Origin of the sequence: Streptomyces sp. NPDC006516 (assembly GCF_040611875.1) — a bacterium.
In the GTDB taxonomy this organism is placed as follows: Bacteria; Actinomycetota; Actinomycetes; order Streptomycetales; family Streptomycetaceae; genus Streptomyces.
Window position 1 is genome coordinate 74,178 of record NZ_JBEXPD010000002.1, and the last position, 18,251, is coordinate 92,428.

18 protein-coding genes and 2 pseudogenes are annotated in these 18,251 nt (G+C 71.4%); 7 read left to right on the forward strand and 13 right to left on the reverse strand.

What is annotated here, in order from left to right:
- Nucleotides 1-7: 7 nt before the first annotated feature.
- From ABZY45_RS06330 to ABZY45_RS06350, 5 genes and pseudogenes are all read right to left on the reverse strand, one after another.
- The gene (locus ABZY45_RS06330; RefSeq protein WP_356736761.1) at nucleotides 8-1,492 is read right to left on the reverse strand and encodes an MFS transporter; all 1,485 of its coding nucleotides are present in this window, start codon (nucleotides 1,490-1,492) and stop codon (nucleotides 8-10) included.
- Nucleotides 1,493-1,614: 122 nt separating this feature from the next.
- Nucleotides 1,615-2,103, reverse strand: a complete 489-nt coding sequence (locus tag ABZY45_RS06335; RefSeq protein ID WP_356736763.1) for a MarR family winged helix-turn-helix transcriptional regulator — start codon at nucleotides 2,101-2,103, stop codon at nucleotides 1,615-1,617.
- 50 nt (nucleotides 2,104-2,153) lie between these two features.
- Complete coding sequence (locus ABZY45_RS06340) at nucleotides 2,154-2,489, reverse strand: deoxyxylulose-5-phosphate synthase (RefSeq protein WP_356736765.1); 336 nt, start codon at nucleotides 2,487-2,489, stop codon at nucleotides 2,154-2,156.
- Nucleotides 2,490-2,777: 288 nt separating this feature from the next.
- Nucleotides 2,778-3,122 (reverse strand): hypothetical protein, encoded by a 345-nt coding sequence (locus ABZY45_RS06345; protein ID WP_356736767.1) that lies wholly within the window; start codon nucleotides 3,120-3,122, stop codon nucleotides 2,778-2,780.
- Nucleotides 3,119-3,688 (reverse strand): annotated as a pseudogene (locus ABZY45_RS06350) (GNAT family N-acetyltransferase); the annotation flags it as partial. The gene ABZY45_RS06345 and the pseudogene ABZY45_RS06350, both read right to left, overlap by 4 nt.
- A gap of 70 nt (nucleotides 3,689-3,758) precedes the next feature.
- Between ABZY45_RS06350 and ABZY45_RS06355 the strand changes: the two are divergent.
- Both ABZY45_RS06355 and ABZY45_RS06360 read left to right on the forward strand, forming a co-directional pair.
- Nucleotides 3,759-4,595, forward strand: a complete 837-nt coding sequence (locus tag ABZY45_RS06355; RefSeq protein WP_356736769.1) for an alpha/beta hydrolase — start codon at nucleotides 3,759-3,761, stop codon at nucleotides 4,593-4,595.
- Between the two features lie 22 nt (nucleotides 4,596-4,617).
- Nucleotides 4,618-5,151, forward strand: coding sequence for a TetR/AcrR family transcriptional regulator (locus ABZY45_RS06360; RefSeq protein ID WP_356738683.1), 534 nt, complete (start codon nucleotides 4,618-4,620; stop codon nucleotides 5,149-5,151).
- 171 nt (nucleotides 5,152-5,322) lie between these two features.
- On the opposite strand, the gene ABZY45_RS06365 is transcribed toward ABZY45_RS06360, so the two are convergent.
- From ABZY45_RS06365 to ABZY45_RS06380, 4 genes and pseudogenes are all read right to left on the reverse strand, one after another.
- The gene (locus tag ABZY45_RS06365; RefSeq protein ID WP_356736771.1) at nucleotides 5,323-5,916 is read right to left on the reverse strand and encodes a DinB family protein; all 594 of its coding nucleotides are present in this window, start codon (nucleotides 5,914-5,916) and stop codon (nucleotides 5,323-5,325) included.
- 160 nt (nucleotides 5,917-6,076) lie between these two features.
- On the reverse strand, nucleotides 6,077-6,601 hold the full coding sequence (locus ABZY45_RS06370; protein WP_356736773.1) for an AAA family ATPase: 525 nt from the start codon (nucleotides 6,599-6,601) through the stop codon (nucleotides 6,077-6,079).
- Nucleotides 6,602-6,875: 274 nt separating this feature from the next.
- Nucleotides 6,876-8,858, reverse strand: a complete 1,983-nt coding sequence (locus ABZY45_RS06375; protein ID WP_356736775.1) for a HEAT repeat domain-containing protein — start codon at nucleotides 8,856-8,858, stop codon at nucleotides 6,876-6,878.
- Between the two features lie 130 nt (nucleotides 8,859-8,988).
- Nucleotides 8,989-9,234, reverse strand: a pseudogene (locus tag ABZY45_RS06380) (hypothetical protein); the annotation flags it as partial.
- 226 nt (nucleotides 9,235-9,460) lie between these two features.
- Here ABZY45_RS06380 and ABZY45_RS06385 point away from each other — a divergent pair.
- From ABZY45_RS06385 to ABZY45_RS06395, 3 genes are all read left to right on the forward strand, one after another.
- Entirely contained in the window at nucleotides 9,461-9,970 is a 510-nt protein-coding gene (locus tag ABZY45_RS06385; protein WP_356736776.1) for a helix-turn-helix transcriptional regulator, read from the forward strand.
- Between the two features lie 27 nt (nucleotides 9,971-9,997).
- Complete coding sequence (locus ABZY45_RS06390) at nucleotides 9,998-10,657, forward strand: hypothetical protein (protein WP_356736778.1); 660 nt, start codon at nucleotides 9,998-10,000, stop codon at nucleotides 10,655-10,657.
- Nucleotides 10,658-10,774: 117 nt separating this feature from the next.
- Nucleotides 10,775-11,110, forward strand: coding sequence for a DUF2516 family protein (locus ABZY45_RS06395; protein ID WP_356736780.1), 336 nt, complete (start codon nucleotides 10,775-10,777; stop codon nucleotides 11,108-11,110).
- Here the strand turns inward: ABZY45_RS06395 and ABZY45_RS06400 are convergent.
- From ABZY45_RS06400 to ABZY45_RS06410, 3 genes are all read right to left on the reverse strand, one after another.
- Nucleotides 11,092-12,441 (reverse strand): fused response regulator/phosphatase, encoded by a 1,350-nt coding sequence (locus tag ABZY45_RS06400; RefSeq protein ID WP_356736782.1) that lies wholly within the window; start codon nucleotides 12,439-12,441, stop codon nucleotides 11,092-11,094. The genes ABZY45_RS06395 and ABZY45_RS06400 overlap by 19 nt on opposite strands.
- Before the next feature lie 300 nt (nucleotides 12,442-12,741).
- Nucleotides 12,742-13,818, reverse strand: coding sequence for an NlpC/P60 family protein (locus tag ABZY45_RS06405; RefSeq protein WP_356736784.1), 1,077 nt, complete (start codon nucleotides 13,816-13,818; stop codon nucleotides 12,742-12,744).
- Between the two features lie 286 nt (nucleotides 13,819-14,104).
- Nucleotides 14,105-14,887: a class I SAM-dependent methyltransferase gene (locus tag ABZY45_RS06410; protein WP_356736786.1), complete on the reverse strand. Its 783-nt coding sequence runs from the start codon at nucleotides 14,885-14,887 to the stop codon at nucleotides 14,105-14,107.
- Nucleotides 14,888-15,182: 295 nt separating this feature from the next.
- Between ABZY45_RS06410 and mshA the strand changes: the two genes are divergently transcribed.
- Together mshA and ABZY45_RS06420 are read left to right on the forward strand one after the other, a co-directional pair.
- Entirely contained in the window at nucleotides 15,183-16,532 is a 1,350-nt protein-coding gene (gene mshA, locus ABZY45_RS06415; RefSeq protein ID WP_356736789.1) for a D-inositol-3-phosphate glycosyltransferase, read from the forward strand.
- Between the two features lie 56 nt (nucleotides 16,533-16,588).
- Nucleotides 16,589-17,095 carry a YbjN domain-containing protein gene (locus ABZY45_RS06420; RefSeq protein WP_356736791.1) on the forward strand — a complete coding sequence of 169 codons (507 nt, stop codon included), beginning with the start codon at nucleotides 16,589-16,591 and terminating at the stop codon, nucleotides 17,093-17,095.
- 9 nt (nucleotides 17,096-17,104) lie between these two features.
- On the opposite strand, the gene ABZY45_RS06425 is transcribed toward ABZY45_RS06420, so the two are convergent.
- Nucleotides 17,105-18,121, reverse strand: a complete 1,017-nt coding sequence (locus ABZY45_RS06425) for an aminoglycoside phosphotransferase family protein (RefSeq protein WP_356736793.1) — start codon at nucleotides 18,119-18,121, stop codon at nucleotides 17,105-17,107.
- Nucleotides 18,122-18,251: the final 130 nt, after the last annotated feature.

Below are 18,251 nucleotides of genomic sequence, written 5' to 3' on the forward strand. Positions count from 1 at the left end.
TGCTCCTTCAGGAGTTGGTGCGGGAAGGGGAGGGGCGCAGGACCAGGAACGCGACGGCGAAGGCGGCGACGAGCAGGCCGGTGCCGACCGTGAAGGCGAGCTGGTAGCCGCCGGCCAGCGATTCGGCGCGGCTGTGGCCGGTCGTGAGCATCCGCTCGGTGCGGGATGCCGCGAGGGTGGTCAGTACGGCGACGCCGATGGCCATGCCGATCTGCTGGGTGGTGTTGAAGAGCCCCGAGGCGAGTCCGGCGTCGTCCTCGCCCGCGCCGGACATGCCGAGTGACGTCAGCGCGGGCAGCGCGAGCCCGAAACCGGCCGCCAGCAGCATCACGGGGAGCACGTCGGTGACGTACCGGGCGTCCACGGGGAGCCTGGTGAGGAACCCGAGGGCTCCGATCAGCAGGACGATCCCCGTCAGAAGGACGGTGCGTTCGCCGAACCGGGCGTTCAGGCGGGCCGAGACACCCAGGGAGACGCCTCCGATGACGGCGGCGGCCGGGAGCAGGGCGAGCCCGGTCGCGGCGGCGCCGTAGCCGAGGACGTTCTGCAGGTGCAGGGCGACGATGATCTGGAACGAGAACATGGCGGCCACCATGAGGGCCTGCACCAGATTGGCTCCGGCGACGCTGCGGGACCGCAGGATGCGCAGGGGCATGAGCGGGGTCCGGGCGGTTGCCTGACGGACGGCGAAGGCGGCGAGGAGCGCGAGGGAGACCGCTCCCAGACCGAGCGTGTGCGGGGAGACCCAGTCGTGCTCCTCCACCTTGACCACCGTGTAGATGCCCAGCATCAGGCCGGCCGTGACGAGGGCGGCGCCGACCGCGTCGGCGCCCGCGGCGAGCCCGATGCCCCGGTCGGAGGGCAGGGCCCTGCGGGCGACCAGCAGTGTCACCACACCGATCGGCAGATTGATGAAGAAGATCCAGTGCCAGCTGAGGGCATCGGTCAGCACCCCGCCGAGCACCTGCCCGATCGACGCGCCCGCCGCCCCCGTGAACGAGAACACGGCGATGGCCCTGGCCCGTTCGCGTGGCTCGCTGAACAGCGTGACCAGGATGCCGAGGGCGACGGCGGAGGCCATCGCGCTGCCGACGCCCTGGAGGAAGCGGGCTGCGATGAGCACCGCGGGGGTAGTGGCGGCGCCTGCCAGCAGGGAGGCGACCGTGAACACGGTGGTCCCGGCCAGGAACATACGCGTGCGGCCGATCAGGTCGCCGAGTCGGCCGGCAAGCAGGAGCAGGCTGCCGAAGGCGATCAGGTAGGCGTTGACCACCCAGCTGAGACCTGCGGACGTGAACCCCAGATCGCGCTGGATGGCGGGCATCGCCACCGTGACGATGGAGCCGTCGAGGGTGAGCGTCAGCACCCCTGCGGCGATCACCCCGAGGGCGAGGGCGCGGTTACGGGCGGTCGGCTCGGGTGCGGTGGGTGGGCCGGCTGTGCCGGGCGTGCCGGGCGGGCTGGAGATCTCGCAGGGGGCGTCGACGGTCATCGGTCTTCTCCTGTCGGAAGGTCCACAGGAGTGACCGTAGCAGATGGTTTTGTTGCAGACTATATTTTACGGATCTTCTCGCGGCGCTTGCTCCAGCCCCTTGTTCACCCGTGCCTCCCGGGTCACCTCTGTCCCTGTCGTGCGCGCCGTACCGGGCGCGGGTTCTCGACGGGTGTGGCCAGGTGGCCCTTGGCCAGCAGGCCGAGGATGCGCACCAGGGCCTCGCGGTCGCCTTCGGGGAGTGCTCCCAGCGTCTCCTTGTGCACCCGGTCGACGATCTCCTGGCTCCGTACGGCGACCTCGGCCCCCTTCTCGGTGACGGCGATGATCCTGGCGCGCCGGTCGCGGCTGGAGGGCCGGCGTTCGGCGAGCCCCGCACTCTCCAGGGCGTCCACCGTCACGACCATCGTGGTCTTGTCCATGTCGCCGATCTCCGCCAGCTGGATCTGTGTGCGCTCCTCCTCCAGGGCGTGGACCAGGACGCAGTGCATGCGCGCCGTCAGCTCGATCTCGGCGAGGGCGGCGGCCATCCGGGTCCGCAGGACATGGCTGGTGTGGTCGAGGAGGAAGGACAGGTCAGGCGCGGTGTTCGCGGGAGTCAGGGCGGTCATGCCCGCCAGGGTAACAATTAGTACCGTGGCAGATCGTCCGGAAGGGGACGTTAATTCGGCAGCTCCCACCGGACCAGCGCCCGTGCGAACGGCTCCCCGGAGGTCTCCGCGTACGCCATCCGCTCCTTCACCTCGCGCAGGGTGCGCGGGCGGTAGCCCGGGCCGCCGCAGCAGCTCTTGTGGAAGCGGACGCCCGCGTTCAGTACGACCGCGAGGGCACGCCATGCGGAGGTGTCCCGCCGCCGCGGAGGAGCGAACGCGGACCCGGCGTGGATCAGCGTGCCGGTGCACCGGGGGCAGACGCGGTGCTGCCGCTCCGTGTCGTAGGGCTGCTTGTACGAGGCCCTGCACGGAAGGCAGACGTACGAGGTCTTGGCGGGGGGCATGCGGCCAGGGTAGGCGGCGGCGGGGTGACGGATCGACCGGTTTTCGCGGGCGGCACGGGGTGGTTCGGTCCTGTGTTCCCGCCGCCGACGGCGCCCGACATGCGCAGTCGCGTCCGTGGTGCCTCGCCCGCCCGGTCCGGCTTCGAGCGGCCCGTCTTCTTCGCGCGGCGGCCCGTCTTCGAGCGGCCCGTCTTCTTCGCGCGGCCCGTCTTCGAGCGGTCCGGCTTCGGGCGGACCGTCTTCGCGCGGTTCGCGCGGGCCCGTCCCTGCGGACAGGCTCGCGCCGCATCATCCGGCAGCGGTGCGCCGCCTGCGCCACATGCGCACCGTCCGGCTCCGCAGTCCCGGCCTCCGCCGCCGGGCGGGGCCGGCCCATGAAGCCGCCGCGCCGCGGCCGGTCTCCCACGGCCGGCCGGGCGAGAGCAGCGGGGCCTTGCGCTCGGCCTGCGCCCTGATCTCGTGGTGGGCGTCGTGCGCGGTCACCCTGAAGGCCTCGTCGTACGCCGCCATCGCGGCGGTGACGGCCGCGCCGGCGGTGCCGCGCCGCCGGACTCGGTTCATCACCCACCGGAGGAATCCCAGCACGAGGGCGAGAGCTCCGGCGAGCACCAGGAGCGGCAGGAGGTCGTTCATGAGTCCGACGCTACGGGGCCGAGGGCTTCCTGTTGAGAGGGCCGCGTCCCTCCGTCGATCCGCTTCTCGAACCAGTGATGGGCGTACGGCTCGTCGTTGAAGGCGGGTACCTCCTGGAATCCCGCGGAGTGGTAGAGCCCGATCGCCGCGTCGAGCGCCCTGTTGGTGTCCAGGCGCAGCACGTCGCGTCCGTGGGCGAGCGCCCGTGTCTCCAGTTCGCGCAGGAAGCGGCGGGCGAGACCGAGATTTCTGGCACGGGGGGCGACCCACATGCGTTTGACCTCGGCCGGGGACCCGGCCGGCACCTTCAGTCCGGCGCAGCCGGCCGGCTCGCCGTGCAGCCGTGCGACGAGGAACACGCCGTGCGGGGAGCGCAGTTCGCCCGCGTCGGGCAGCAGGCTGCGGGCCGGGTCGAAGCCCGGGTCGAAGCGCTCCTGGAGCTCGGTGAAGTAGGCGTGCGGGCAGTGCTGTGCGTCGGGGTGGTCGGGGTCGACGGCGTCCAGCGTGACCGTCGAGGCCGTCAGCGGGCGGGTGACCTCGGTCATGGAGGTGAGCAGCCGTGCGCGCGTCATCCTTGACAGGCCTGGCTACTGGCATTAGCTTTTAGCTAATTACATTAGCCAGTTGGAGGACGTCATGACCGAGCACCTTGCCGTCGACGGCGGCACCATCGCCTACGAGGTGACGGGCTCCGGCCCGCTGATCGTCCTCGCACACGGCATGGGTGACAGCCGTGCCGCGTACCGGGCGATGGTCCCGCAGCTGGTGGCGGCGGGGTACAAGGTCGCCGCGGTCGACATGCGTGGCTGCGGCGAGTCCAGCACCGGCTGGCCCGAGTGGAGCCGTACCGCCGTCGCGCGTGATCTGCTCGCCGTGGTCCGCCACCTCGGCGGCCCGGCCGTGCTCGTCGGCCACTCGTTCTCCGGGGGCGCTGCCACCATCGCCGCGGCGATGGAGCCCTCGCTGGTCACCGCGGTCGTGGAGTTGGCGCCGTTCACCCGCAAGCAGTCGATCGCCCTCGGCGATCTGCGGGTGAAGCGGTTCCGGCGCGGCATGCTGCGACTGCTCGGGGCGGGCCTGTTCGGCAGCGTCCCGCTCTGGCGCTCGTACGTGGACGTGGCCTACCCCGGCGTGAAACCGGCCGACTGGGCCGGACGTCTCGGCCGCATCGAGTCCCTGCTCCGCGAGCCGGGCCGGATGAAGGCCCTGCAGGGCATGGGCCGGAGCGCCCCGGCCGACGCGGGCGCCCAGCTCGTCAACGTCCGCTGCCCGGTTCTGGTCGTGATGGGCACGCTCGACCCCGACTGGGCCGACCCCCATGCCGAGGGCTCGGCGATCGTCGGGGCGCTGCCGTCCGGGCTCGGTCACCTGGAGATGGTCGAGGGCGCCGGTCACTACCCCCACGACCAGTTCCCCGACCAGGTGGTCGCGCTCGTGCTGGCCTTCCTCCGCCCGGACGCCGCTCGTGCCTAGGGCGGGCCTGGACACGGCCGCCGTGGTCGCGGCCGGTGCAGCCCTCGCCGACGAGGTGGGCATCGCCCGTCTGACGATGGGTCTGCTGGCGGAACGGGTGGGAGTGCGTACCCCGTCGCTGTACAAGCACGTACGCGGCCAGGAGGACCTCAACCGGCGTATCGCGGCCCTGGCGTTGAGCGAGGCCGCCGACGCCGTCGGCGGCGCGGTCCAGGGACGTGCGGGCCGCGACGCGCTGGCGGGTGCGGCCCGCGCCTTCCGCGCCTTCGTCCTGGAGCACCCCGGCCGGTACGCCGCGACGGTCGGCATGGAACCCACCGGCCCTGACGATCCGCTGGCCGTCGCGGGGGAGAGGCTGCTCGGCGCGTTCACGGCGGTCCTGCGCGGCTACGAGATCGCGGAGCCCGACGTGGACCACGCCCTGCGTATGCTCCGCAGCCTCTGCCACGGCTTCGCCACCTTGCAGGCGGCCGGCGGCTTCCGGTGGAGCGCGGACGTCGACGAGAGCTTCGAGTGGCTGATCGCCTTCGCCGACAGGGGCCTGCGCGCCCTGTGAGGTGCGGGTGGTGGAGGCCGGACCTGCGAGGTGCGGGTGGGGAGGGGCCTGCGTAGGGGCGGCCGGCATGCCTGGCACCTCTGTGAGGCGTCATCGATGGCGGAGGGCTGCGCCGGCACTGCTGTCCCGGCACGGGCGCCGCTGCCATCGGGATGTCCTTCCCCTACTGCGTCACGCCTCCCGGCCGGCATCCCGGGCCGCGCGCTCCACCCGGCTCCGGTGGGCCTCCCACCACGCCGCGTCGCCCGGCGGGACGCTGTCGTTGCCCTTGTTCATCCCCACGGCGCCGTCGATGAGTTCGCGCACGATGTCGGCGTGCCCCGCGTGCCGGTGGGTGTCCCCGATCACGCGGACCACCGCGTGGTGCAGGGTCACCCCGGCCCTCTCGGCCGGCCACCAGGGAACCCTGCCGACGGTGTCCAGCGGCAGGGCTTCGATCGTCGCGTCCGCGTGCCTCCAGGCCCGGCGGTACAGCCCCACTGTCTGCTCACGCGACTCGTCGGCGGTGGCCCACATGTCCGCGTTGTCCTCGGCCCCCTCCTCGATCCAGGGGAGCGCTTCGCCGGACGGCCGACCGAAGGTGTCGCCGAGGTAGCCCAGCTCCACACTGGCGACGTGCTTCACCAGGCCCAGGAGGTTGGTGCCGGTCGGGGTCAGCGGGCGTCGGGCGTCGTACTCCGAGAGCCCTTCGAGCTTCCACAGCAGGGCTTCGCGTGCCGACTGCAGGTAGAAGAGCAGGTCGGCCTTGGGGTCCGTGGTCGTCATGGGGGCAAGTCTGCCGTCCGGGCGGTTCTCGGCGACGGCTTTTCCACGGCGTGCGGAACGCCCCGCCTCCCGGTGGTCACGCGGCAGGCCGCGGTGCTGTCCGACGAGCCACGCGTGTGGGCAACTCCGCCCGGGCAGCGGGGTGAAGGGCGGCAGCCGCTCAGCCGTCGACCGCCTCCGCGATCCGCCGGGCGGCCTGGGCGGGTGTGAGGTGCGTGGTGTCCACGACCTCGGCCGCGTCGTGCAGCCACGTGCGAGCTGCCTCGGCGTAGGGCTCCAGATACCGGAGCCGGAACGGCGAGTCGGGACCGAGGACGGTGTCGCCCGCGATGCGCCGGCGGAGGGTGTCCTGGTCGGCGTGCAGGACGAAGTGCCGCACCGGGACGGAGTGATGGGCGAGACCCGCGCTGATCTCGCGCCAGTACTCCTCGACCAGGACCGTCATGGGCATCACCAGGATGCCGCCGGTGTAGTCGAGTACACGCCGGGCCGTCTCGACGACCAGCGGCCGCCACGGCGGCCAGTGCTGGAAGTTGTCCGTCCCCGGCAGCCCGGGGGTGATGTCCATGAGCGTCTCGCCGACCTTCTCGGCGTCGAGCACCCGGGCGTCGCGGAGGAGCGGCTGTACGAGCGCACCGGTCGTCGTCTTGCCCGCGCCGTGGGTGCCGTTGAGCCATACGATCATGGGTCCGACGCTAACGCCGCGCGAGCCGGGGCCCTGCGCCGGCGACGTCACAAGACGTGTACAGCGGCCCGTTGTCCGGCGGACGAGTCGTACGGCAGCGGACCGGTACCGCTCCGGCCGGGGGCGGGGCTCCCCCAAGGGGGTACAACAGCTCCTCGCAGCCTCGACGAAGGCGGACCCCCGCAGCGCCCACGTGATCCGCCTGAACAACCGGTGCCCGCCATCCCTGAGGAGTCTGCTCCCGCACGGTCCGGCCAGGGCCCGCATCTGAACCTCACGCGGATGGGCCGGAGGCGCTGAGCAACTCCCCGACGGCGGCGCGGATGTTCTCGTCCTGGACGAAGCCTCGCCAGCCGCCGTTGGTACGCAGCCGCCGGTCACGGTCGGGTATGTCGCGCAAGAGGTGTGCGACAGGTTGGGCTGCCTGCCCGAGCTCGGCCAGGTGGCCCAGTGCGGGAAGCATGACGGGCAGGTAAGTGCCCTTGGTCAGATCCAGCACGGCCGCCGTGAGCACCGGGACAGCGGTCTCGGTGTCGCTGGTTGCAGCCCACAGGGCGTGCGCTGCCTCGACGCGAGTCCAGGGGTCGGTGTCGGCCGTCAGCGCCCTGAGCCGGTCCGCGTAGGGGGCGGCATGCGATCCGAGGCCGGCGAGCTTGCGCAGGGCGGGATGGCGGAACCTTCGTTCCTCAACGCTGCGTCCGAGTACTTCCAGGACCGGCCCAGGTTCGCCGCCGACTCTCCAGTACGCCCAAGCCGCGAGTTCCGTGTGCGGCCCGGCGGCACGCAATCGGGACAAGAGCAGGTCCCGTGCTCCGTTCCCCGCCAAGCCGATCCCTGCCAGGGCCTTCGCCGCCGCCATCCAGGTCCGGTCGTCCTCCAGCAGGCCGAGCAGCTGTGGAACCGCTGCCTTTGCCACGGGCCCCCAGTCCGCGAGTACGTCACAGAGCCGGTTGAGCAGGCGCTCATCCGTAGCGGTGTCGAGCCGGCCGCAGATCGCCGGAAGGAGCAGCTCGGCGTGGTCCGGGACATGACCCAGTACCTCATGGAGTGCGGGGAGGACGACATGGTGGAGGTCTGTGGCGGGGTAGTGGGCGGAAGTCGATGCGAAGCCGGAGCATGTGCCGGCGATCAGTTCGATCAGGCCCGGCAGGCAGCGCGGATCGTTCATCCGGGCCAGGGCCCACAGGGCGGCCTCGCCGACGGTCTGCCGTTTACGTGTGGTGCGGGCGGCGGTGTCGGAGAGGAGCGTGGCGACCTCGTCGGCGTGGGCGGCGGCGGCCGGGCCGACGCAGGCCAGCAGCTCGGCCGCCCGGAAGCGGGCTTCGGAGGCGGGATCGTCCAATCGTGCGAGGAGGTGTGGCAGAAGGGCGGCGGTCGGGGAGCGCCACTGAGCCAGCAGCCTGCCCGCCTGGGCCAAGGCCCCGATCCGCTGTTCGGCGTCGTGATGGTCTGCCAGCAGGCCGAGCGTGAACGTGGGGGCGGGGCCGGTTATCAGCCCCGCAGCCCAGCGGTGGATACCCAGCACTCCAGTTCGTACCGAGCTGGTGTGGCGCCACAGCTCGATGGTCGGGTCCCGGACCGCTTCGAGCATGAGGTCGAGCCGTCGGGCAGGCAGGTCCGGGTCGCTCGGGGCGAGCGCGTGCACTGCTGCCAGGCGTATCTGAGCCTGTGGAGAGTCGAGCAGACCACGGAGCAGGTCGAAGACCTCGACGCCATGCCCACCGACTGGCGCGCGCATGGCCGCCTGGCCCAGGGAGAGGACCAGCTCAAGGCGGGTTGCCAGATCATCCTCCGCCTCCCAGCACCGCAGCAGCGCAGGCAGAACCAACTCACCGGGGCTGTCGCAGACAGCGAGCACGTCGGCTGCGGCCCGCCGGATCTCCGGCTCGGGATCGTCCAGCAGGCTCAGCAACTCGGGCAGGGCCTGTTTCCAAGCCAGGGCCCAGCCGGGATCGAGGAACCGGGCTTCGATCCGACCGGCTTCCGCTGCCAGCATCGCCACCAGTTCCAGCATCGCGCAGCGGCTCGGCACCTGCGGTGTCGCAGCCAGGCGGAGCACGAAGGGCAGTGCGGCCGAGGCGGCGGAACAGACCCAGCCGCCTTGATGGAACAGCAGGTTGAGCAGCTCGGACGAGGCGTCGCCCGCATCGTCCGGATCCGGACCCCCGCATCGGCGGAGCAGGCCGGGTACGTCCTCGGCAGACCCGTAGTTGTGCTTCAGCCGAGCCCAGTCGACCGCATCCAACCCCACCCACATGCACGAGACCCTACCGGCCGGGTGTCGCACGCTCAGCCGAGTTCGTGACTGGCTGAACGCTGGTCAGCCCCACAGGCCAAGCAGCGCGCTCAGGGTTCTGCGCCGCTCGTCGCAAGCTTCAGAACAGGGTTCAGAGATCCGATGGAGACGGCAGCGTCGGACGCTCGGTCTGCTCCAGCCAGTCGGTGTACCAGCGGGCGAAGGTCACCGGCTTCCCGTCATCGTCGAGGCGCGGCACCAGGTCGACGTCGTCCGCCCGGCCATCCGACCAGATCGTGCCACGGTGAATGCCGCTGCTGATCAACCACCCCCGCAGAGCACAGCCCAGATGAGAGATCACGATGGCGCCGACGGTGCAGGGCCCACCGATGACCGAGTGCCCCGAAGGCCTCACGGCACGCCGACTGAGTGCCCGACGCCGCGACGCGTTCCGCTGCCGAAGAGACGAGCGAGGCCGTCATGGGCGTTGCCCCTGTTGAGCAGAAACAGGTCGATGGCTGCTTCCCACGTCGCTGGAGGTCACCGCTCCGTCACACCATGGTGCGAACACTTTTGCAAGCGATCGCTTGCAAAAGTTAGCAAGGATGGGGCACCATCGAGGCATGGCATCACTCAACGTCGGCAATCTTGGCGAGTACCTGCGTGAGCAGCGGCGTACCGCGCAGCTCTCCCTGCGGCAGCTCGCCGACGCCGCCGGAGTGTCGAATCCGTATCTCAGCCAGATCGAGCGCGGTCTGCGCAAGCCGAGTGCCGAGGTGCTGCAGCAGGTCGCCAAGGCCCTGCGCATCTCCGCCGAGACGCTGTACGTGCGGGCCGGGATCCTCGACGAGCGGGAGCGGGAGGAGCTGGAGACGCGGGCGGTCATATTGGCCGATCCGTCGATCAACGAGCGGCAGAAGAGCGTGCTGCTGCAGATCTACGACTCCTTCCGCCGGGAGAACGGTTTCGATGTCGCGCCCGACACCGGCTCCGAGTCCCACGGTGCCGTGGACGCGGAGAGCAGAATCGATGCCGACGCGGAAAGCGGTGCCGCAGAAGCGAACGGTGCCGGTCCGGGTGCTCGCGGCCCCCGCACGGCCGACGGCAGTGATGCAGACCCACCCCTGAACTGAAACCGATGATCCGGGAGGACCCCAGTCATGGCCATCACCGATGACCTGCGTAAGACCCTCACCGACCCCACCCCCCTCTATTTCGCCGCCGGCACGGCCGACCTCGCCGTGGAGCAGGCGCGCAAGGTGCCGGCGCTGATCGAGCAGCTGCGGGCCGAGGCGCCCGAGCGGATCGAGGCCGTGCGCAACACCGACCCCAAGGCCGTGCAGGAGCGTGTCACCACGCAGGCCAAGGAGGCGCAGGCCAGCGTGCAGGCGAAGGTCAGCGAGGTCTTCGGTGCGCTGGACACCGACCTCAAGAAGCTGGGCGAGACCGCCCAGGACCTGGCGCTGCGGGGCGTGGGTGTGGCCGCAGAGTACGCGGTCAGGGCCCGGGAGACGTACGAGAAGGTCGCCGAGCGGGGCGAGAACACCGTGCGGACCTGGCGCGGCGAGACCGCCGACGAGATCGTGGAGATCGCCGCGGTCGTCGAGGCGGAGCCGAAGTCCGTGCCGAAGCAGAAGTCCGACGTCGCCGCGAAGCCGGTCACTCCCGTGAAGCCGGTGACCACCCCGAAGCCGGCCACCCCGGTGGCGAAGAAGAGCGCGCCGAAGCCCGTGGAGTCCAAGGCCGCGCCCGCCGCGAAGAAGACCGCTCCCGCGCGCAAGCCGGCTGCCAAGAAGACCACCCCGCCCTCCGCGAAGTAGGCGGAAGCGGTCCGGGGACTACCGGAAGAACGGGCCGGGCACCTTTGAGGGTGCCCGGGTCGTTGTCCCGGTACCTTGGCCGCGAGGCGCTCATCCACTGACTAGGCGGTGCTCACCGTGTTGCTCGAAGCTTTCGGCTCGTTCCTCCAGCTGCTGTATCTGGCCATGCTCGTGCTGGCGGTGGTCGCGCTGGTCTTCGCCGTGACAGCGCGCGAGGACGCCTACCGGGCCGCCGACAAGCAGAAGAAGTCGTTCTGGTTGATCATTCTCGGGATCACCGTCTTCGTGAACCTCGTCATCCCGATCCTGTTCCTGCAGATCGCGGGCGTGATCGCGTCCATCGTCTTCATGGTGGACGTGCGGCCGGCGATCAAGGCCGTGTCGGGCGGGGGCGGCCGTCGGGGCGGCTCCAGCAGCGACGGGCCGTACGGCCCCTACAACGGCGGGCGCTGAGCGCCCGCCGCCGAGGCGGCACCGGGGCGGGAGCGCGATGCGTTCCTGCCCCTTCGGCGTATCCGGGCCTCGTCACGTTCCAGCAGGAGGACCGCCACGTCGTCGGTCAGCTCGCCGCCGTTCAGCTCGCGCACCTGGGCGACCGCGGCCTCCAGCAGGGCCTCGCCGCCGAGCCCCTGGTCCAGCCGGCCGTTGATCATCGCGACCATCCCGTCCTGGCCCAGCCGCTGGGTGCCCTCGGGGCCGACGCGGCCTTCGATCAGCCCGTCGGTGTACATCATGAGGCTCCACGAGCCGCCCAGCTCGACCTGGCGTCGCGGCCACCGGGCGTGCGGCAGCAGCCCGAGCGCCGGGCCGCCGTCCTCGTACGGGAGCAGGTGCGCCGCGCGGCCCTGGCGGGCGATGAGCGGCGCGGGGTGGCCCGCGATGCACAGTCCCGCGCGGCGGCCGTCGGGGGCGATGTCGACGGTGCAGAGCGTCGCGAAGATCTCCTCGCTCTGCCGTTCGTGCTCCAGGACCTGCTGCAGCGTGGAGAGCAGGGCGTCGCCGCAGAGTCCGGCCAGGGTCAGTGCCCGCCAGGCGATACGCAGCTCGACGCCGAGTGCCGCCTCGTCGGGCCCGTGACCGCAGACGTCGCCGATCATCGCGTGGACCGTGCCGTCGGGGGTGCGGACCGTGTCGTAGAAGTCGCCGCCGAGCAGGGCGCGGCTGCGGCCCGGCCGGTAGCGGGCGGCGAAGGCGAGGTCCGAGCCTTCGAGAAGGGGCGTGGGGAGCAGTCCGCGTTCCAGCCGCGCGTTCTCCTGGGCCCGCAGCCGGGACTCGGTCAGCTGGTGCTGGGCGATGTCCGCGCGCTTGCGCTCAACGGCGTACCGGATGGCACGACTGAGGAGGCGTCCGTCCAGCTCGTCGCGGAAGAGGTAGTCCTGGGCTCCTACCCGTACGGCCTCCGCGGCCCGCTCGGCGTCGTCCTCGGCGGTGAGCGCGAGGACGGCATGCCGCGGGGCGATGCGCAGGACGTGCTTGAGGGTGGCGAGCTCGTCCGGCTGCGCCGTCCCCTCGTCGCGGCCTTCGGCGCGTGCGGCGGTGGACGGCGGGGCCAGTTCGAGGTCGAGGTCCAGCAGGATGCAGTCGACGTCGTCGGTGAGCAGGCGTCCCGCTTCGGTGAGGTTGCGGGCGGTGCGGACACGGACCCGCGCGCCGGTGGTGGACGACAGCTCGGGAACGGTGAAGGTGCCCGAAGGGTCGCCCTCGATCACCAGGAGCGTGAGGCCGGCGCCATGAGTGGTCTCCGCAGCGGGAACGGCACGTTGCTGCGGTACGGGTACGGGCATCGGTTCGGGTTTCCTTCCCTCCCCCCGAGGGCGCGGCGGGACGACGATCGACGACCCGCCGACGGGGACGATAGCGGTCCGCGGCGGGGGAACGGAATGGCGCCCGGTGATCATCCTGTGTCGTATGCGCGGCCATAAGCCGCGTCCCACCACGGATCCGACGTGCCGCGTGCGCACGAAACGGACAAGGGGTCATGACAAACATCACGCGCCGGACACGCCCCGCACACATTCTCCGCGCGGTCCGTCGTGGCCCACGTCACCCGGTCCCGGCCGGCCCGTCCGGCCGGGCCTCCGCCCCTACTTGTCGGGGCGGACCACTCCGAGGATCCGCATCGAACCCGCTCCCGCCAGCGTGACATGGCGGCCCGGCCGCGGGGCGTGGACGATCGATCCGTCGCCGACGTACATGCCGACGTGGCTGGCGTCGCTGTGGTAGATGATCAGGTCGCCGGGGCGCATGTCCTGGATGGGGATGCGCGGCAGCAGGCGCCACTGTTCCTGGGAGGTCCGGGGGATCGGCCGCTTCGCCGCGGCCCACGCCTGGGACGTCAGTCCGGAACAGTCGTAGGAACCAGGGCCCTCGGCCCCCCATACGTACGGTTTGCCGATCTGGGCGGTCGCGAAGGCCACTGCCTGCTTCCCGGCGGCGCTCGCCTCGCGGTTGATGTCCTGGAGCGCGCCGGAGGAGAGCCAGGCGGCCTGGGCTGTGGACGCCGCGTCCTGCTCCAGCTTCAGGAGCCTGGCCCGCTCCTCCTTCTCCAGCTGCGATTCGAGCTTCTTCGCCGCCGCTATCTGGGCATTGATGCTCTTCTTGGCCTTGGCCTGCTTGACCCGGTTGGCTTCGAGCTTCTCCCAGTTGAGGCTCGCGTCCTGGGTGTACGTCTCCAAGTCGTCCTGGGCCTGCTCGAGTTCCGTGAGCATCCCCTTGGTGGCCTGCTGGCTCTGCCGGGCCTGGTTGACGCCGTCCAGGAAGAGTTCAGGGTCGCCGCTCAGCATCAGCTGGGCGCCCGGGGGCAGTCCACCGGAGCGGTACTGCTCGCGAGCCTGCGCGCCCGCGGAATCCTTCAGCTCGGCGATGCGGGCCTGGCCGTCGGCGATCGCCTTGGTCAGCCTGACGATCTCTCCGGACTGCTTCTCGGCCTGCTCCTGGGCGAGGTTGTACGCGTCGGTGGCCGCACCCGCCTTGCGGTAGAGGGTGTCGATCTCCTCGCGCACCTCTTCGAGGCTCTTCTTCCCGGCGGTGGGCACGGCGGGTGCGGTGGCCGCCGGAGTGGGCTCGGGGACCGGGGCGGCCATTGCCTGGACCGGCGCGGTCAGCAGGGCCAGTGCGCAGACCAGAGTGATCGCGGCAGTGGCACAGTGGCGTCGGTTCACAAGCTCCCCCTCCGGGCGAAAGGCGATGAAAGCCAGATCGCGGACATGTGACTTACCGTCAGTAACGTTAGGTCGACGACGCGATCGTGCCATGTTGTCCCCTAAAGCAACAGAGGCGCACGTCACCCGTCTTGTCACACAGGGGGACGAACGGTGATCCGTTTGTGTTCCCGGATCCGCCACTTTTCGGCACCGGGTCCGGAGCGCGGTTGTCCGAGCGCCCGGGTCCACGCTCTGTACCCCCTGTTCCGGGCCACGCCCCCCGGGACCCGTCCCCCCCCCGGACCTACGCCCCCGGCCGCAGGGCGGACCACCGCACCGTGATCTCGCCCTGCCGCCACCGTCGTACGCCGTCCGTCAGCGGCCAGTCGGCGGAGACCGCGCGTACGGCGGCGATCCAGCGTTGCCGTGCCCCGAGGGAGGCGTAGGGGGAGGCGGAGGCCCAGGCCCGGTCGAGGTCCCGCAGGAAGGCGTGTACCGGCTCGCCCGGCACATTGCGGTGGATCAGTGCCTTCGGGAGGCGTTCGGCGAGGTCCGAAGGGCGCTCCAGCGAGCCGAGCCGGGTCGCGAACGTGACCGTGCGCGGCCCCTCCGGGCCGAGGGCGACCCACACGTGCCTGCGGCCGATCTCGTCGCAGGTGCCCTCGACCAGCAGCCCCTCCGGGGCCAGACGGGCGCACAGCCGCTGCCAGACCGCTGCGACCTCACCCTCGTCGTACTGGCGCAGCACGTTCGCCGCCCGGATGAGCGCCGGCCGGACGGCCAGGGGGATCTCGAAGCCGCCGTGCTTGAAGGTGAGCCCCTCACGCTCGTACGGACGCGCCGCAGCGACCCGCTCGGGGTCGATCTCGACACCCACCACGGCCGCGCGGGGCTCGACGGCGCGCAGTCGCTCCAGCAGTTCCACGGCGGTCCAGGGCGCGGCGCCGTAGCCGAGGTCCACCGCCACCGGGGAGTCGCTGCGGCGCAGAGCGGGGCCGTGGGTCGCGGCGATCCAGCGGTCCATCCGGCGCAGCCTGTTGGGGTTGGTGGTCCCGCGGGTCGCGGTGCCGATGGGGCGCTGGTGCATGACGAAAAGCGTATGCGAAGCCCTGGAGGGCACTCGTGCGAGCAGGAGAGGGCGGTCGTGCGGGCGGCCGGAAGGCACTCGGAGGGGCGGCGAAGGGCACTCATAGGGGCGCACTCGTACGGGCGGCGGAGGCCGTGAGAACGACGGTGCGTGCGGGAGGGCCGTCGACGCGCCGAAGGCAACGTAATGGTTTGGCAAAACGGAAATGAAAGGCAGTGTTCCGCTGTTCCCGCCCTTCGAAGGGTCTCTGTGCCCGGTGCGTGTCATGCCCTGAGCGAAGAGGAGGAGCGGACTCGTGAGCCAGTACGTCTCCCGGCTCGGCAGCGGCCGTGCGACACCCCGTCTCCGCTTCCCGGGCGGTTTCGCGGGACACCGCAAGCCGCGTCGCGTCGCGATGCTCTCCGTGCACACCTCTCCGCTGCACCAGCCGGGCACCGGCGACGCGGGCGGCATGAACGTCTACATCGTCGAGCTCGCCACGCGCCTCGCCGCGATCGGCATCGAGGTCGAGATCTTCACCCGGGCCACCACGGGCGGGCTGCGCCCGACGGTCGAGCTGGCCCCCGGGGTCCTGGTCCGCCACGTCGACGCCGGGCCGTACGAGGGCCTCGCCAAGGAGGAGCTGCCCGCGCAGCTCTGCGCCTTCACGCACGGCGTGATGCAGGCATGGGCCGGGCAGCGCCCCGGCTACTACGACCTGGTCCACTCGCACTACTGGCTCTCCGGCCAGGTGGGGTGGCTCGCCGCCCAGCGCTGGGGAGTGCCTCTCGTGCACGCCATGCACACCATGGCGAAGGTCAAGAACGCCGCGCTCGCCGAGGGCGACACCCCCGAGCCTGCCGCGCGTGTCATCGGTGAGACGCAGATCGTGCACGCCGCCGACCGGCTCATCGCGAACACCTCGGGCGAGGCCGACGAACTCATCCGTTTCTACGACGCCGACCCCGCCTCGGTCGCCGTCGTGCACCCCGGAGTCAACCTCGAGCGCTTCTGCCCCGCCGACGGCCGTGCGGCGGCGAGGGCGCGCCTGGGCCTGCCTCAGGACGCCCTGATCCCGCTGTTCGCCGGCCGCATCCAGCCGCTGAAGGCCCCGGACGTGCTGCTGCGCGCCGTGGCCGTGCTCCTGGACCGCGATCCCTCGTTGCGCTCGCGCATGCTCGTTCCCGTCGTGGGCGGCCCCAGCGGCAGCGGGCTCGCCAAGCCGGAAGGGCTGCAGAAGCTGGCCGCCCGGCTCGGCATCGCCGACGTCGTGCGCTTCCACCCGCCGGTCGGGCAGGACCAGCTGGCGGACTGGTTCCGGGCGGCGTCCGTGCTGGTCATGCCCTCGTACAGCGAGTCCTTCGGCCTCGTCGCCATCGAGGCCCAGGCGGCCGGTACGCCCGTGGTCGCGGCGGCGGTGGGCGGCCTGCCCGTGGCGGTGCGGGACGGGATCAGCGGTTTCCTGATCCCGGGGCACGACCCGGAGGCGTACGCGCAGGCCCTGGGCCGCTTCGCGGACAGCGCGGAGCTGGCCGGCCGGATGGGCGCGGCCGCCGCCGCGCATGCGCAGTCGTTCGGCTGGGGCGCGGCGGCGTCGGCGACCGCCGACGTGTACACGGCGGCGATGAACGACCACCGCCGCCGCGCCCGCTCGCACCACGGCTGAGGGCCTGGGGGCGTAGTCGTACTGAGGTGCCGGGCGAGCTGTCGTACGCTCGGACCATGGCTGACGTATCCGACGAAGCAGCAGCTGCACAGGTCATCGAGACGACGCTGAACGACGCGGAGCTCGAATGGGAGAGCCCCGAGCCCGGCAACTACGTCGTGAAGCTGCCAGGCACCCGGAAGCTGTCCACGACCTGTTCCCTGCTCGTCGGACAGCACTCCCTCTCCCTCAACGCGTTCGTCATCCGTCACCCGGACGAGAACGACGCGGCCGTGCACCGCTGGCTCCTGGAGCACAACCTCCGGCTGTTCGGAGTGAGTTACGCGATCGACCAGCTCGGCGACATCTATCTCGTCGGCAGGCTCCCGCTCTCGGTCGTCACGCCCGAGGAGCTCGACCGGTTGCTGGGCGTTGTCCTGGAGGCGGCGGACGGCGCTTTCAACCCGCTGCTGGAACTGGGCTTCGCGAGTGCGATCCGCAAGGAGTACGCCTGGCGGGTGGAGCGCGGCGAATCCACCCGCAACCTGGACGCCTTCGCGCATCTGACGCAGCGCCCCTCCTGAGGGCCACGGTCACCGCGGCCGGGTCACCTCTTCCAGCGCCGCCACGAGCCGCGGCGCTACCTCCTTCCACGCCCAGGCCCGCGCGTCCGGTCCGGCGCCGCGGGGCACCGTCTCGGTGAGCATGATGAGGTAGAGGTAGCTGCGGTAGAGGTTGAGCCGGCGGCGTACGGACGGGGTGAAGTCGAGTGGTCCGCGGGCCGAGGAGGCGTATCCGGCGAGGAAGTCCAGGTCCGTCTCCGGCTCGCCGAACAGGGTGGTGGAGACGAGGTCGGCGACCGGGTCGCCCCAGAACATCCGCTCGCCGTCGATGATCCCGCCGATGCGGCGGGCGCCCGGCTCCCCGGTCACCAGCAGATTTCCCTGCCACAGGTCGAAGTGGACGAGCGCGGGCCGGGTCACCTCGTCCAGCTCGCCCGATGCCGAGTGGAGCATCTCGCGGATGCGTTCCACGGGGTGCGGCAGGCGCGCCCCGTACCTCTCGGCATCGGCGAGCACGGCGTCCGTCATCGCGGTGAAGGCCTCACGCCAGGTGCGCGTGAGCGGGCCCAGGGGCTCGGCGGGACAGCCGAAGCCGGCCTTGCCCGTCACGTCGTGCAACGAGCCGACGATCTGCCCGAACTCATGGCGCAGAGCGGCGGTCTCACCGGCCGTCAGCTCGCCTGCGATCTCGTGCCAGGGACGCCCGGGGCGCGCGGTCATGACGACGTACGCCCCGGCCGGCGCCCCGGGGTCGAGCTCGCTGTGGACGACCGAGGGGACCGCCTCGACGCCGTGCGCCGAGGCGGCCTCGTAGAAGGTCACCTCGTTGGTCAACAGCCGCCGTTCGTAGCTCATGCCGGTGCTGTGGCCGGGCGGGACCTTCACCACCCAGTCGCTGCCGTCCTGGAGGGTCACGCGCGTGACGGTGTTGTAGGTGCCCCCGGCGAGTGATGTACGGGAGGTGATCTCGTGGCCCTCGATCCCCACCGCTTCGAGCACCGCTGCTGTCGTGTCGACGGGCACGGCGTCGACTCCTCTCCTGCTCACGGCCGGTGGGCACCTGGACCCACAGCGGCTTCACAAGGTGATCACAGCGAAGTCACGATCACATGCCGTGACCGTCCGGGCCGATCATCGGACAGGTGTCCGATCGTAGAGTGTCACGCACTGCGGCAGT